The following is a 14,944-nucleotide window of genomic DNA, read 5'->3' on the forward strand; positions in this document are numbered from 1 at the left end:
CCACCGGGTTACGGGTCGCTCCGGGATCCCGGCCCATGGGCCGGCAACTCGGGGGCCACCGGCCTCAAATCGGCGTATCTCCGGAAGATCGACCAGGTCAGGCGGCTTGTAGCCGAACCGTTGCCGTTCCGTCTGACGTCCCCCACAGCGAGCGCATAGTGTGTGGTGCCGTTCCCGAAGGCCGTGGGAGCGTCCCCGAACTCCGTACGGACCAGGGGCGGGACCACGGCCGAAGCACCAAGTCCGTTCGTTCCAGGGGGAGTCAGATCATGCGATCCATACGGCCGTCGTCCACCACTCGCCGAGGAGGGCGGGCGCGCCGGACCTCCCCCGTTCTGGCCGCTGTCGCACTCGCCTCGGCGCTCGCCCTCACCGCCACCGCCTGCGAGTCGGGGGACGCCGACGCGAGCGCCGGGGCCTCCGCGACCGCTGCCGACGACGGCAAGCTCAAGATCCCGGACGACATCAAGGACCGGCTCAAGGAGCACGGGATCGACCTCGACAAGTGGAGGGACGGCGCCTGGAAGGACTGGAGCAAGGACGACTGGCTGCGCGAGGCGCAGGACTACGTCAACCCGATCATCGAGGACCTGTGGGACCCGGACCGCATGCGGGACGCCGAGGAGCCGGACCAGGGGGTCGACGAGAGCGACATCTCCGGTGACCAGGGCGTGACGGACCCGACTCCGGAGCCGGTGCAGGCGGAGGCCGTCGCGCCGTCGTACCACGCCAACGCCCCCACGGCGGGCAAGGTGTTCTTCGACTCGCCCGAGGGCACGATGGTCTGCTCGGCCACGGTGGTGCAGGACCCGGCCAACCCGGGCAAGTCCAACATGGTGTGGACGGCGGGCCACTGTGTGCACGCGGGCAAGAAGGGCGGCTGGTACCGCAACATCGCCTTCGTGCCGTCGTACAACGACGCGGGCAGGTCGGCGAAGGAGCTGGAGACCGCCACGAAGGAGGAGGTCGCTCCGTACGGCGTCTGGTGGGGTGACTGGGCGCAGACCTCGGACCAGTGGATCGAGCAGGGCGGCTCCACGGGCGGTGACGGCGCCTCGTACGACTACGCGGTCATCCATGTGACGCCGGAGAAGGGCAGCGACGGCAAGTCGCTGGAGGAGACGGTCGGTTCGGCGCTGCCGGTGGACTTCGACGCTCCCGCGGTGCCGGAGGTGGAGGAGATCACGGCGATCGGCTACCCGGCCGCCCCGCCGTACGACGGCCAGACGCTGTACCGCTGCCAGGACAAGCCCGGACGGCTGTCGCTCGGCGCGTCGGACCCGACGATGTACCGCATCGGGTGCAGCATGACCGCCGGTTCGTCCGGTGGCGGCTGGGTCGCGACGGGTTCGGACGGGAAGCCGGCGCTGGTGTCCAACACCTCCATCGGCCCGGTGACGTCGGGCTGGCTGGCCGGTCCGCGACTGGATGACGAGGCCAAGGGCTTGTACGACGCGGTCAGCGAGAAGTTCGCCGGTCAGTGACCGGCGCGACCGGTCCCGCGTGCCGCCGCGCGCGCGGGGCCGGTCGGGGCCCCGGCACTCGGTGCCGGGGCCCGAGAGGTCCACGCACGCGCGGCAGGACATTCATTCGCTTCAACGGGGGTCATCGCACCATGCGTTCCACACGTACGTCCGCGCCACTCGGGCGTGGCCGTCGCACCGTCCTCAGCGCCGCCGGGCTCGTCGCCGCCCTGGCCCTCACCGCGACCGCCTGCGGCGGTTCCGGGGAGGACGAGGCGAACGACAAGCCCGACGCCACCACCTCCCAGGCCGCCGACAGTGACGGCGGCAAGGTGCGGATCCCGTCCGACATCGCGGACCGGCTCAAGGAGCACGGGATCGACATCGACAAGTGGAAGGACGGCGCCTGGGAGGACTGGGACAAGGACAAGTGGCTCAGTGAGGCCGAGGACTTCGTCAATCCGGTGATCGAGGGCCTGTGGAAGCCCGACCGGATGCGGTCCGCGAAGGAGGCGGACAAGACCGTTTCGGTCAAGGACGCGTCGGCGGCCCAGGGCGTCAGTGACCCGGAGCCGACCCAGGTCCGGGCGGAGGCCGAGAAGACGCCGTACCACGAGAACGCGGCGCCGGTCGGCAAGGTGTTCTTCGACTCCCCGGAGGGCCCCGCCGTCTGTTCCGGCACGGTCATCAAGGACGTGAACCACCCGGGCAAGTCCAACCTCGTCTGGACGGCCGGGCACTGCGTCCACGCCGGCGGCGACGGCGGCTGGTACCGCAACCTCGTCTTCGTGCCGGCCTACAACGACCTCGGCAAGTCGGAGGCGGACCTGGGCAACGCGAGCACCTCCGAGATCGCCCCCTACGGCAACTGGTGGGCGGACTGGGCCTCGACCTCCAACGGCTGGATCCAGGGCGGCTCGGAGTCCGGCGGCGACGGAGCCGCGTACGACTACGCGGTGCTGCACGTGAAGCCGGAGCAGGGGTCGAAGTCCCTGGAGGAGACGGTCGGCGCCGCGCTGGACGTGGACTTCTCCGCGCCGTCCGCGGCGGAGGCGGGCGAGATGGGCGCCTGGGGCTACCCGGCCGCCCCGCCCTACAACGGCCTGCAGATGTTCAAGTGCCTCGACGCCCCGGGACGGTTCTCGCTCAGCGCGGACCTGCCGACGATGTACCGCATCGGCTGCTCCATGACCGGCGGCTCGTCCGGCGGCGGCTGGTTCCGGGTGCTGAACGGCAAGACGGTGCTGGTCTCCAACACCTCGATCGGCCCGATGGACAACACCTGGCTGGCGGGCCCGCAGCTCGGCGAGGACGCCGAGGCGCTGTACCAGAACATGAGCGAGACCTACGGCGGTCAGTGATCCGCACGGGACGAAGGCCCGCCCCCCGCCGTGAGCGGGGGCGGGCCTTCGCCCTGCCGTGCAGGGTTCAGCCGGCCGGGGTGGGAACGTACGGCGTGAGTTCCGCCGCCAGCTCCTCGTGCACCCGGACCTTGAGCAGGGTGCCCTCCGGGGTGTGCTCCTCGGAGATCACCTCGCCCTCGTCATGGGCGCGGGCGACCAGCTTGCCGTGGGTGTAGGGCACGAGTGCCTCGATCTCCACGGACGGGCGGGGCAGCTCGTTGTCGATCAGCGCCAGCAGCTCCGCGATGCCCCGGCCGGTGCGGGCCGAGACCGCGATGGAGCGCTTCTCCACCCGCAGCAGCCGCTGGAGCGTCAGCGGGTCGGCCGCGTCGGCCTTGTTGATCACGACGATCTCGGGCACGTCGGTGGCGCCGACGTCCCTGATCACCTCGCGCACGGCCGCCAGCTGCTCCTCCGGGACCGGGTGTGAACCGTCCACCACGTGCAGGATCAGGTCGGCGTCGCCGACCTCCTCCATGGTGGAGCGGAACGCCTCGACCAGGTGGTGCGGCAGGTGCCGGACGAAGCCGACCGTGTCGGCCAGCGTGTACAGCCGGCCGCTCGGGGTCTCGGCCCGGCGCACGGTCGGGTCGAGGGTCGCGAACAGGGCGTTCTCGACCAGGACGCCCGCACCCGTGAGGCGGTTGAGCAGCGAGGACTTGCCCGCGTTGGTGTAGCCCGCGATGGCCACGGACGGCACCTTGTGGCGCTTGCGCTCCTGGCGCTTGATCTCGCGGCCGGTCTTCATCTCCGCGATCTCCCGGCGCATCTTCGCCATCTTCTCGCGGATCCGGCGCCGGTCCGTCTCGATCTTGGTCTCACCGGGACCACGGGTGGCGAGGCCGCCGCCCTTGCCGCCGCCCATCTGCCGGGACAGCGACTGACCCCAGCCGCGCAGCCGCGGCAGCATGTACTGCATCTGCGCGAGCGCGACCTGCGCCTTGCCCTCTCGGGACTTGGCGTGCTGGGCGAAGATGTCCAGGATCAGGGCCGTACGGTCGATGACCTTGACCTTGACGACGTCCTCGAGGTGGATCAGCTGGCCGGGGCTGAGCTCACCGTCGCAGATGACGGTGTCCGCGCCCGTGTCGAGCACGATGTCGCGCAGCTCCTCGGCCTTGCCGGAGCCGATGTAGGTGGCGGCGTCGGGCTTGTCGCGGCGCTGGATCACGCCGTCGAGGACGAGGGCGCCGGCCGTCTCCGCGAGGGCGGCGAGCTCGGCCAGGGAGTTCTCCGCGTCCTGCACGGTTCCCGAGGTCCACACCCCGACGAGCACGACCCGCTCCAGGCGGAGCTGCCGGTACTCGACCTCGGTGACGTCCTCGAGCTCGGTGGAGAGGCCCGCGACACGGCGCAGGGCCGCGCGCTCGGAGCGGTCGAACTGGTCGCCGTCCCGCTCTCCGTCGATGTCGAGGCTCCAGGCGACGTCCTCTTCCATCAGGGCATCGGCCCGAAGACCCTCGGGATAGGTGTGCGCGAGGCGCTTGGTGTCCTGGGAAGGGGAAGAAGAGGAGGTCATTGGGTCCTTACGTCGTCGGTAAACCTTCTGCGGCGACGGAGCCGGTCCGTGGGACCCTCCGTCACTGTCCACAACGTCCGGGGCGCCCGGGAGATTCCCGGTCCCGGAGGGGCGCGGACCTGACGATGGTCGCACGGTACGGCCCGTCTCGTCACCGTGTTATTCCCTGCTCCCGTCCGGTCGATGCGCGGGCGGGAGCGGCCGTCGGGCGGGCGTCGCGGCCCGGGTCGCGGACTTCCACTCGGGACGGCCGGGCATCGGCGGGGTCGTGGCCCCGTACAGCCAGGGGTGCAGGAAGCCGGTCAGGTCGCGTCCGGCGACGCGGGACGCCAGCCGGACGAAGTCGGAGGTGGTGGCGGTGCCGTTCCGGTGGCGGGTGACCCAGTCGCGCTCCAGGCGCTCGAAGGCGGCGCGGCCGATCTCCTCGCGCAGGGCGTACAGCACGAGCGCGGCGCCGGAGTAGACGTTCGGCTGGAAGATGCCGGTCTTCCGGCCGGGCTCCGGGGGCTTCGGCGCGGCGGGCGGTCCGCCGGCCGCGCGCCAGCCGTCGGACGCCTCGTAGGCGGCCTTCATGCGTTCGTCCAGGGACCCGCCGCCCCGCTCCTGGGCGTACAGCGCCTCGTACCAGGTGGCGTGGCCCTCGTTGAGCCACAGGTCGGACCAGGTGCGGGGGCTGACGCTGTTACCGAACCACTGGTGGGCCAGTTCGTGCACCATGATCGACTCGATGTACCAGGCGGGGAGGGCGGGATCGGTGAACAGGTCGCGTTCGAAGAGGGAGAGGGTCTGGGTCTCCAGCGCGAAGCCGGTGGACGCGTCGGCGAGGAGCAGGCCGTAGGTCTCGAACGGGTAGCGGCCGACCCGCTCCTCCATCCAGGAGATCTGGGCGGGGGTCTTCGCCAGCCACGGTTCGAGCTCCGCGCGGTGCGCGGTGGGCACGACGTCCCGCAGGGGCAGCCCGTGCGGGCCGGTGCGGTGCAGGACGGTGGAGCGGCCGATGGAGACCTGCGCGAGTTCGGTCGCCATGGGGTGCAGGGTCTTGTACGTCCAGGTGGTGGACCCGCGCGTGCGGTCGGTGCCGGCCGGCAGGCCGTTCGCGACGGCCGTGTGGCCGTCGGGTGCGGTGATCCGGAAGGTGAACACCGCCTTGTCCGAGGGGTGGTCGTTGCACGGGAACACCAGGTGGGCGGCGTCGGCCTGGTTGGCCAGGACGAGGCCGTCCGCGGTGCGCACCCAGCCGCCCTCGCGGTCCTCGGCGGCCACGGGGACGCTGGTGTGCCGGACGGTGATCCGGGCCCGCTCGCCCTCGTCCAGGTCGTCCGCGGGTGTGATCACCAGGTCCTCTCCGGCACTGGTGAAACCGGCCGGACCGCCGTCGACCTCGACGGAGTGGACCGTGCCGTGGGCGAAGTCGAGGTTGATCCGGTCCAGGTCGGCGGTGAGGCGGGCGTCGATCGTGGTGACGGCCCGGAGCGGCCGGTCGTTGCGGCCGGGGTAGTCGAGGGCGATGTCGTACGACAGCACGTCGTACCCAGGGTTGCCCAGGTACGGGAAGAGCCGGTCACCGATGCCGAGCGGGACGGCGGGGGCGCTCGCGGCGATCAGGCAGACGGAGACGGCGGAGGCGAGCAGCGTCGCGGCCGTCCGGCGGTGACGTGCGCGACCGGTTCCGGCGCGGAAGGTTCGTCTGTGGGGGATGCGCAGCATTCCCCACGGCTATCAGGGCGCGTGTGCGCCGCGGTGACGGCGCGCTTCCGACCCACCCGATCGGGTAATCACACCGCCGCTCGGACGCTCCGCGCTCCGATCAGGCGCCCGGAGCCTGCGGCTGGGCCCGGCTCACGTCGTACACGCCGGCCACATTGCGCATCGCGCGCATGAGAACGGGCAGGTGGGCGGCGTCCGGCAGCTGCACGGTATAGGTGTGCCGCACCTGCTGCCGGTCCGGGGGTTCGACGGTCGCGGAGACGATCTCGGCGCCTTCGAGGGCCATGGCCTCGGTGAGGTCCGCCAACAGATGCGGACGGACGAAGGACTCCGCGACCAGCGTGACCCGGCACTCGGCGCCTTCCCCCCAGCGCACGCCGACCTCCGCACGCCCCGCACTCTTCATGCGCGCCACCGCGGCGCACCCGGTCCGGTGCACGGTGACCGTTCCCCCGCGCACGGCGAAGCCGGTCACCTCGTCGGGCGGTACGGGCGTACAGCAGCCGGCGAGCCGTACGGTCGCGCCGGCCCGGTCGGCCAGGACCTGGGCGGGGGTGGGGCGGCCGGGGGCCGGAGCATCCGGAGCCGGTGACGGGGCGGGGTCGTCGGCGAGCGGCCGGGCGGCCTCCTCCGGCTCGGTCCCGGGTGCCTCGTCCGGTGCGGGATGGGCGGTCAGCCACCGCTGGATGGCGATCCGCGCGGCGGGGGTGTGGGCGTGCTCCAGCCACTCCCTGGAGGGCTCGGAGGCCGCGTCCTGGCCCATCAGCAACTGAACGGTGTCGCCGTCCTTGAGGACGGTGCTCAGTGTCGCCAGCCGGCCGTTGACCCTGGCCCCGATGCACGCGTGGGCGTCCTCACCGTACTGCGCGTAGGCGGCGTCCACGCAGGTCGCCCCCTCGGGCAGGCCCAGTGAGCCCCCGTCGGGGCGGAAGACGGTGATCTCACGGTCCTGGGCGAGGTCCTCGCGCAGGGTGGACCAGAAGGTGTCGGGGTCGGGCGCGGCCCGCTGCCATTCCAGCAGCCGGGAGAGCCAGCCGGGCCGGGTGGGGTCGACACGTTCGCCGTCGCTCGCGGACTGCTCCTCCGGCGGTGCGGCGTAGGGGTTGCCGAGGGCGACGACTCCGGCCTCGGCGACCTTGTGCATCTGGTGGGTGCGGATGAGGACCTCGACGACCTGGCCGTCCGCACCGGCCACCGCGGTGTGCAGCGACTGGTACAGGTTGAACTTCGGTACGGCGATGAAGTCCTTGAACTCCGAGACCACGGGCGTCATGCAGGTGTGCAGCTCACCCAGGACGCCGTAGCAGTCGGCGTCCTCGTTCACCAGCACCAGCAGACGGCCGAAGTCGGCGCCGCGCAGCACGCCGCGTCTGCGGGACACGCGGTGCACGGAGACGAAGTGGCGCGGCCGGATGAGGACTTCGGCGGTGATGTCGGCCTCGCGGAGCACCTTGCGCACGTCGTCGGCGACGTCGGCGAGCGGGTCGTCCGCGCGGGCGGCGTTGCGGACGATCAACTCGCGCGTGTGCTCGTACTCCTCGGGGTGGAGGATCGCGAAGACCAGGTCTTCCAGTTCCGTCTTGAGCGCCTGGACGCCGAGCCGTTCGGCGAGGGGGATCAGGACGTCACGTGTCACCTTGGCGATGCGTTCCTGCTTCTCGGGTCGCATCACGCCGAGGGTGCGCATGTTGTGCAGCCGGTCGGCGAGTTTGATCGACATCACGCGGACGTCGTTGCCGGTGGAGACGAGCATCTTGCGGAAGGTCTCGGGCTCGGCGGCGGCACCGTAGTCGACCTTCTCCAGCTTGGTGACGCCGTCGACGAGATAGCGGACCTCCTCGCCGAACTGCTCGCCCACCTGATCCAGCGTCACCTCCGTGTCCTCGACGGTGTCGTGGAGCAGGGAGGCGGTCAAGGTCGTTGTCTCGGCGCCGAGTTCGGCGAGGATCAGGGTCACCGCGAGCGGGTGCGTGATGTACGGCTCACCGCTCTTGCGCATCTGGCCGCGGTGGGAGGACTCGGCCAGGAGGTAGGCGCGGCGCAGGGGTTCGAGGTCGGCGTCGGGGTGGTGGGCGCGGTGGGCGTCGACCACGTGTCCGATGGCGTCGGGGAGCCGGTCGCGGGCGGTGGGGCCGAGCAGCGCGGCCCGGCCCAGTCGGCGCAGGTCGAGCCGGGAACGGGCCTTCCTTCGCGACCCCGTGGGTGTGACGTGACCAGATGTCACAGGGCCTGGGGTCGCAGGGTTCACGGCCTCCGCGTTCATGGGCACCTCCGGCTGCGTGGACCGGCGGACGGCGTGCCCCAGGACGGACTCGGGCTCAGGGGACGGCGTTCGCCCCCCGTCCGGGCCGGTGCTTGATGCTACCGAGCCGGACCCCCTCGGGCTGACCGCCTCCGGCCGAGCGTGAAACGGATCACCCCTTCGAGCGAAGGCCGGCCGGGAGCCTCTTTCACGCCATCGGACCCGGGACCCTCCATGATCCTGGAGGCGGGAACCCTTCCGTACCTGCGGATGATCGCATCACGCAGGCCGGAAGCTGCGATACCCAGCCGACGCCCCGGTCAGCGCAGGGCGCTCTCCAGCCACTCGGGCTCGATCACGCCCTCGGCGACGATCACCGCCGGGCCGGTCATCTCGATCTCTCCGTCGGGCCGTTCGGTGATCACGAGGGTGCCGCCGGGCACGTCCACGGTGTACGTCGCCGGGGTGCCGGTGACCCTCGGGTCGGCGCCGTCGCGGCGGGCGGTGGCCACGGCGACCGCGCACGCGCCCGTGCCGCAGGAGCGGGTCTCGCCGGACCCGCGCTCGTGCACCCGCAGCGCCACGTGCCGCGGGCCGCGGTCGACGACGAACTCCACGTTCACGCCGTCCGGGTAGGCGGCGGCCGGGCTGAACGGGGGCGGGGTGAGGAGATCGCCCGCGTGGGCGAGGTCGTCCACGAAGGCCACGGCGTGCGGGTTGCCCATGTTCACGTTCCGCGCCGGCCAGCTGCGCCCGCCGACGCTCACGGTGACGTCGCCCTCGGGGAGCAGCGCCCGGCCCATGCCGACGGTGATGTCACCCTCCTTGGCGATGTGCACGGTCTTCACACCCCCGCGCGTGGCGACCGCGACGTCCCCCTCGGACACGTGTCCGGCGCGCTGGAGGTAGCGCGCGAACACCCGCACTCCGTTGCCGCACATCTCCGCGATCGAGCCGTCGCCGTTGCGGTAGTCCATGAACCACTCGGCCTCCGCCGCCATGGCCCGCGCCTCGGGGTGCGCCGCGGACCGCACCACGTGCAGCAGTCCGTCGCCGCCGATGCCCGCGCGGCGGTCGCACAGGGCGGCGACGGCGGCCGGGGACAGGTCGACGGCGTTCTCGGGGTCCGGGACGATCACGAAGTCGTTCTCCGTGCCGTGCCCCTTGAGGAAGGCGATCCGCGTGCTCATTCCTCGATCGTAAGGGGTACCGGTGACAGCGCGTCGCCGCCGGTGGACCACCGCACGCGGGGAGACGTCAGCGGAGCCTCGCCACCCGCCAGACCGCCAGGGCCACCACCGCGGCGACCATCACGGCGTAGGCGGCCACGACCCGCCAGTCGGGTCTGCGTCCGGAACCCCGGGGCGGTAGGCCCGGCCAGGTGGAGCCCACCCTGCGGGCGGCCATCATGCCCCAGCCGGCCGCGCAGGAGCAGATCAGCAGCCCCAGCATGGCGATCACGGCGCCGCTGTCGCCGAAGTCGAAGGCGAGCGGGAAGGCGAACATCAGGGAACCGACCGCGGCCAGCCCGACGATGGGCGCGAGCTGCCAGATGCGCAGCCGGCGCTGCGGGCGCAGCTCGACCTCGACCTCGTCGCCGCCCGCGAACATCTCGTCCGGCTCGGGGCCGTCGTCGGTCACGCCGCCCTGCGTCTCGTCCGGTCCGTCCGGACTGAGGCGGTCGGTCGTCTCCTGCTCCGGTGCACCCCGCCCGGTGGTGAGGTGTTCGGTGCCGTGTGCGGTGTCGCGAGGGCCGGCCTCCATCGCCACGCGCCCTCCCAACTAGGACTCCACTTGGTCGATCGAAGCTCGATGATGGCACGGCGCCACAGGCCCGGATGACGGCCTGGGCGTCCCGATGCCATGACGTGATCAGGCTGTAACCGGTCGTTCGACCAACGACAACGCGAGCTGCGGAAGTTCCGTCAGGTCCACCGCGGCCCCACTCAACCAGTGCACCCGGGGATCGCGCCTGAACCACGAATCCTGACGGCGCGCGAAGCGCTTGGTGGCACGAACGGTCTCGGACCGCGCCTCTTCGAGGGTGCACTCCCCGGCGAGCGCCGCGAGCACCTGCTGGTAGCCGAGCGCGCGCGACGCCGTGCGCCCCTGGCGCAACCCCTGCGCCTGAAGTGCGCGCACTTCCTCCACCAGGCCGGCCTCCCACATCCGGTCGACCCGGCGGGCGATCCGCTCGTCCAGCTCGGGGCGGGCCACGTCGACGCCGATCTGGAGGGTGTCGTAGACCGAGTCGTGGCCCGGGAGGTTGGCCGTGAAAGGTCTTCCCGTGATTTCGATGACCTCGAGCGCGCGGACGATGCGGCGGCCGTTGCCCGGCAGGATCGCCCGCGCGGCCTCGGGGTCCGCCACGGCGAGGCGGGCGTGCAGCGCCCCCGGGCCGCGCAGCGTGAGCTCCTCCTCCAGGCGGGCCCTGACCTCGGGGTCGGTGCCCGGGAACTCCAGGTTGTCGACGGCACCGCGGACGTAGAGGCCGGAACCGCCGACGAGGACGGGCCAGCGCCCCTCGGCGAGCAGCGCGTCGATCCGCTCCCGGGCCAGCCGCTGGTACTCGGCGACGGACGCGGTGACGGTGACGTCCCAGACGTCGAGCAGGTGGTGCGGGACACCGCCGCGCTCCTCGGGCGTCAGCTTGGCGGTGCCGATGTCCATCCCCCGGTAGAGCTGCATGGAGTCGGCGTTGACGACTTCGCCGCCGAGCCGCTGGGCCAGGAATACGCCCAGATCGGACTTTCCGGCCGCAGTGGGTCCGACGACGGCGATGACGCGGGGGGCGGGGGGTGCGCTGCTCACCGACCCAGTCTCGCAAACCTCCCGTCCGACTCTCGAACGGGTTACGTGACGCGACAGCCACCGGGTCGTTGCCCGTTGCGAGGTTCCTGCCGCCGGATCGCAGGGGCGGCGGCCCGGGTCACACGAACGGACGCACCGGGCAGCGCGGAATTTCGCCCGCACGAGTAACGTATGGAGTGGATATGGGCGTTTTTACACGGCTTTTTCGGAGGTCGAAGGCCACGGAGGAGACGCGGACCGCCGAGGTCCGGGCCGACGAAGCCGGGGCCGGCACGGAGAGCGCGGCCGGAGCCGCGGAGCCGAAGGGGTCGGCCGAGACCCCGGAGACCACCGGGCCGGCGGAGAAGGAGGCCGACGAGGTCACCGGCACCGACACCGTCGAGATCCCCAAGCAGCAGTCCGCCGAGGCGGCCGACAGCGAGACCGGCGAGGGCGCCCGCACGTAGACGGCCGCGAGGAAAGGTATGTCATGGGTCTCCTGGACAATCTGAAGGCCAGGCTCGGCCCGGCCAAGGACAAGGTCTCCGACCTCGCGCACCAGCACGAGGACAGGATCCAGCACGGCCTGGACAGGGCCGCGCGGACCGTCGACGAGCGGACCAAGGGCAAGTACAGCGACCGGATCCAGACGGGTACGGGCAAGGCCAAGGATGCCGTGGACCGGCTCGCTCACAAGAAGGACCCCGGCTCGGGCGCGGGCGGCACCACCACGCCGCCGGCCGGGCCGCCGCCCACTTCCTGAGCGGCACACCGACGGACGACCGCGGAGCACACCGAGCGCTCCCGGCCGTCCGCCGCGTTCTCCCGGCGGGCCGCCTACGCCCAGGTGGCCACGAGGTAGCCGACCCCGTAGGGGGCGTCCTCGTAGAGCAGCGCGCCTTCCAGGTCCGGGTTCCCGGCCGCCGCGCCGGCGAGTACCTGCCAGGGGGCCCGGCCGGACACCTTCAGCTCGCGCGCCAGTCCGGTGTCCAGCGCACGCAGGGCCCCGATGTCGGCCGCGCCCAACGCGCGCGCGAGTTCCGCGTCGAAGGGGGCCGCGCGCTCGTCGAGGTAACCGGGTGCCTTGAGCGTGCGGCACGCGCTGGCGTCGCCCATCACCAGCAGAGCGACCCGCTCCGCCCGGCCGGCGACGGCCTCCCCCTCCTCGGCGCACCGCTCGGCCGTGAGGGATTCCCCCACGGCCAGTCCCTCCACGGGGGCGTCCGCCCATCCGGTGCGGCCCAGCAGCCAGGCGCCCACGGCCAGCCCGTACGGGAGTTCCCGCCGGGCCGGCACGCCCCTGTCCGGTCCCAGCCGTACGTCCAGGCCGACGCCGAAGCCCCGGAAGGATCCCGGGGTGCCCTCCGGGTAGGACTCGGGCCCGGCACCGTCCCCCGGTCCGACGACCACGAGCAGATCGGGCCGGGCGGCGGCGAGCACGCCCAGCGCGTCCGTGCACGCGGTCCGCGCGGTGTCCAGCTCGGGGGCGGCCCCGGTGGCGACCTCCGGCACGAGCAGCGGCGGGCACGGGCAGACTGCGGCGGCGACAAGCATGATCAGCAGCCTACTGCGGCGGCCCGAAGCGGTGCCGCCGCCTCACGGGGTCAGTCGACGGCGCAGCCCCCGGTGGCCACCGGCAGCGGTTCGGGCACGCCCACCTTGGGCAGGCCGAGCAGCACGCCCGCGGGCCGCGCCGCCTTCTCGGTGTTCCGCTTCTCCCAGGCGTCCCCCGCGCGGGTGCGGCGCACGCCGAGCACCGCGCCCTCGGCGAGGAGGTGGTGCGGGGCGGCGTACGTGATCTCGACGGTGACCACGTCGCCGGGGCGCACCTCCTGCTCCGGCTTGGTGAAGTGCACCAGGCGGCTGTCGGGGGCGCGGCCGGAGAGGCGGTGGGTGGTGCCGTCCTTGCGGCCCTCGCCCTCGGCGACCATCAGCTCCAGGGTGCGGCCGACCTGCTTCTTGTTCTCCTCCCAGGAGATCTCCTCCTGGAGGGCGACCAGTCGCTCGTAGCGCTCCTGGACGACCTTCTTGGGGATCTGGCCGTCCATCTCGGCGGCCGGGGTGCCGGGACGCTTGGAGTACTGGAAGGTGAACGCCTGCGCGAAGCGGGCCTCGCGGACGACGTGCAGGGTCTGCTCGAAGTCCTCCTCGGTCTCGCCGGGGAAGCCCACGATGATGTCGGTGCTGATCGCCGCGTGCGGGATGGCGGCACGGACCTTCTCGATGATCCCGAGGTAGCGCTCCTGCCGGTAGGAGCGGCGCATCGCCTTCAGGACCGGGTCGGACCCGGACTGCAGGGGCATGTGCAGCTGCGGCATGACGTTCGGCGTCTCGGCCATGGCGGCGATGACGTCGTCGGTGAAGTCGCGCGGGTGCGGCGAGGTGAAGCGGACGCGCTCCAGGCCGTCGATGGTGCCGCAGGCGCGCAGCAGCTTGCTGAACGCCTCGCGGTCGCCGATGTCGGACCCGTACGCGTTGACGTTCTGGCCGAGCAGGGTGATCTCGGAGACGCCCTCGGCGACCAGGGCCTCGATCTCGGCGAGGATGTCGCCGGGGCGGCGGTCCTTCTCCTTGCCCCGCAGCGCGGGGACGATGCAGAAGGTGCAGGTGTTGTTGCAGCCGACGGAGATGGACACCCAGGCCGCGTACGCGCTCTCTCGCCGGGTGGGCAGCGTGGAGGGGAACGCCTCCAGCGACTCCGCGATCTCGACCTGCGCCTCCTCCTGCACGCGGGCGCGCTCCAGGAGGACGGGCAGCTTGCCGATGTTGTGCGTGCCGAAGACGACGTCGACCCAGGGCGCCCGCTTCACGATGGTGTCGCGGTCCTTCTGCGCGAGGCAGCCGCCGACCGCGATCTGCATGCCGGGGCGGCTCGCCTTCTTCGGGGCGAGGTGGCCGAGATTGCCGTACAGCTTGTTGTCGGCGTTCTCACGGACGGCGCAGGTGTTGAAGACGACGACGTCCGCGTCGCCGTCGGAACCCTCGGGGGCGCGGACGTAGCCCGCGTCCTCCAGCAGCCCGGACAATCGCTCGGAGTCGTGGACGTTCATCTGGCACCCGTAGGTGCGTACTTCATAGGTGCGCGTGCCGCCCGCTGACTGGCTCCGGTCGATGCTGCTCATGCCCCTAAGGGTAGGCGGTGCCGCGGACCGCCTTCCGCCGCGGCGGCCCGTCGGCCCCGCACGGCCGGGTGGCGTGCCCGGACCCGTGGCACCACCGCGTACTCCGGACCCACCACGAGCCGCACGCTCTCGCTCCCCGGACCGGCCGCAGCCGGTCCGGAACCGACGACCGCCGCACCGGTCGGCGGCGCGGCCGGGCGCATCCGCTCAGGACTCCACGCGCGGCACCCACCCCTGCCGCCGCAGCACCGCCGACACGTCCGGGGCCTCGTAGTGGTCGCCCTTGAGGACCTTGCCGTCGGGGCGGCGGCTGACCTGGCCGTCGGGGCCCAGTTTGCTCATGTTGGAACGGTGGATCTCGGCGATCACCGCGTCGAGGTCGATGCCGTGGACCAGCGCGGTGCCGTACGCGACGTAGACGACGTCGGCCAGCTCGTGCGCGAGCCGGTCGAGCGGGCCCGTCACCGACACCTCGGCGACCTCCTGGGCCTCCTCGGCGAGCAGCTCGCCGCGGTGCGCGGCGAGTTCCGGCGAGACCTCGGACGGTACGTCGCGGGCGTCCAGCCCGAAGGCACGGTGGAAGTCGCGGACCAGGTCGGCGGGCGAAGAACTCATGCCGCGACTGTAGCGGCCGCCCATGACAACCCCCCGCTGTGAGCTCCGCCCTGGTCAGCGGGCACCCGGGCTGGCAGGATCGC

Annotated in this window: 13 protein-coding genes; 4 read left to right on the top strand and 9 right to left on the bottom strand. The window is 72.3% G+C overall.

Annotation, left to right across the window (positions count from 1 at the left end; translation table 11 throughout):
- The first annotated feature begins 269 nt into the window (after positions 1–269).
- Together KUM38_RS06715 and KUM38_RS06720 are read left to right on the top strand one after the other, a co-directional pair.
- Positions 270–1,484, top strand: a complete 1,215-nt coding sequence (locus KUM38_RS06715) for a serine protease (RefSeq protein WP_217128341.1) — start codon at positions 270–272, stop codon at positions 1,482–1,484.
- 131 nt (positions 1,485–1,615) lie between these two features.
- A complete protein-coding gene (locus KUM38_RS06720; protein ID WP_217128342.1) occupies positions 1,616–2,824 on the top strand; it encodes a serine protease in 1,209 nt (402 codons plus the stop codon).
- A 67-nt stretch (positions 2,825–2,891) separates the two neighbouring features.
- Here KUM38_RS06720 and hflX read toward each other — a convergent pair whose 3' ends face one another.
- The 6 genes from hflX to miaA form a co-directional block, all read right to left on the bottom strand.
- On the bottom strand, positions 2,892–4,385 hold the full coding sequence (gene hflX, locus KUM38_RS06725) for a GTPase HflX (RefSeq protein WP_217128343.1): 1,494 nt from the start codon (positions 4,383–4,385) through the stop codon (positions 2,892–2,894).
- A 159-nt stretch (positions 4,386–4,544) separates the two neighbouring features.
- On the bottom strand, positions 4,545–6,092 hold the full coding sequence (locus KUM38_RS06730; RefSeq protein WP_217128344.1) for a M1 family metallopeptidase: 1,548 nt from the start codon (positions 6,090–6,092) through the stop codon (positions 4,545–4,547).
- A 100-nt stretch (positions 6,093–6,192) separates the two neighbouring features.
- Positions 6,193–8,355 (bottom strand): bifunctional (p)ppGpp synthetase/guanosine-3',5'-bis(diphosphate) 3'-pyrophosphohydrolase, encoded by a 2,163-nt coding sequence (locus KUM38_RS06735; protein ID WP_217128345.1) that lies wholly within the window; start codon positions 8,353–8,355, stop codon positions 6,193–6,195.
- A 299-nt stretch (positions 8,356–8,654) separates the two neighbouring features.
- Complete coding sequence (gene dapF / locus KUM38_RS06740) at positions 8,655–9,524, bottom strand: diaminopimelate epimerase (RefSeq protein ID WP_217128346.1); 870 nt, start codon at positions 9,522–9,524, stop codon at positions 8,655–8,657.
- Positions 9,525–9,591: 67 nt separating this feature from the next.
- Positions 9,592–10,098: a hypothetical protein gene (locus KUM38_RS06745; RefSeq protein WP_217128383.1), complete on the bottom strand. Its 507-nt coding sequence runs from the start codon at positions 10,096–10,098 to the stop codon at positions 9,592–9,594.
- 108 nt (positions 10,099–10,206) lie between these two features.
- Complete coding sequence (gene miaA, locus KUM38_RS06750; RefSeq protein ID WP_217128347.1) at positions 10,207–11,145, bottom strand: tRNA (adenosine(37)-N6)-dimethylallyltransferase MiaA; 939 nt, start codon at positions 11,143–11,145, stop codon at positions 10,207–10,209.
- Between the two features lie 182 nt (positions 11,146–11,327).
- Between miaA and KUM38_RS06755 the strand changes: the two genes are divergently transcribed.
- Both KUM38_RS06755 and KUM38_RS06760 read left to right on the top strand, forming a co-directional pair.
- Positions 11,328–11,591: a hypothetical protein gene (locus tag KUM38_RS06755; RefSeq protein ID WP_217128348.1), complete on the top strand. Its 264-nt coding sequence runs from the start codon at positions 11,328–11,330 to the stop codon at positions 11,589–11,591.
- 23 nt (positions 11,592–11,614) lie between these two features.
- Entirely contained in the window at positions 11,615–11,887 is a 273-nt protein-coding gene (locus tag KUM38_RS06760) for an antitoxin (RefSeq protein ID WP_217128349.1), read from the top strand.
- 74 nt (positions 11,888–11,961) lie between these two features.
- Here KUM38_RS06760 and KUM38_RS06765 read toward each other — a convergent pair whose 3' ends face one another.
- The 3 genes from KUM38_RS06765 to KUM38_RS06775 form a co-directional block, all read right to left on the bottom strand.
- Complete coding sequence (locus KUM38_RS06765; RefSeq protein ID WP_217128350.1) at positions 11,962–12,678, bottom strand: class III extradiol dioxygenase subunit B-like domain-containing protein; 717 nt, start codon at positions 12,676–12,678, stop codon at positions 11,962–11,964.
- A 50-nt stretch (positions 12,679–12,728) separates the two neighbouring features.
- Entirely contained in the window at positions 12,729–14,246 is a 1,518-nt protein-coding gene (gene miaB, locus KUM38_RS06770) for a tRNA (N6-isopentenyl adenosine(37)-C2)-methylthiotransferase MiaB (RefSeq protein WP_217128351.1), read from the bottom strand.
- Between the two features lie 207 nt (positions 14,247–14,453).
- Positions 14,454–14,861 (bottom strand): MazG nucleotide pyrophosphohydrolase domain-containing protein, encoded by a 408-nt coding sequence (locus KUM38_RS06775; protein WP_217128352.1) that lies wholly within the window; start codon positions 14,859–14,861, stop codon positions 14,454–14,456.
- Positions 14,862–14,944: the final 83 nt, after the last annotated feature.

The sequence above is a fragment of the Streptomyces sp. AC558_RSS880 genome (assembly GCF_019049255.1).
Taxonomy (GTDB): Bacteria; Actinomycetota; Actinomycetes; order Streptomycetales; family Streptomycetaceae; genus Streptomyces.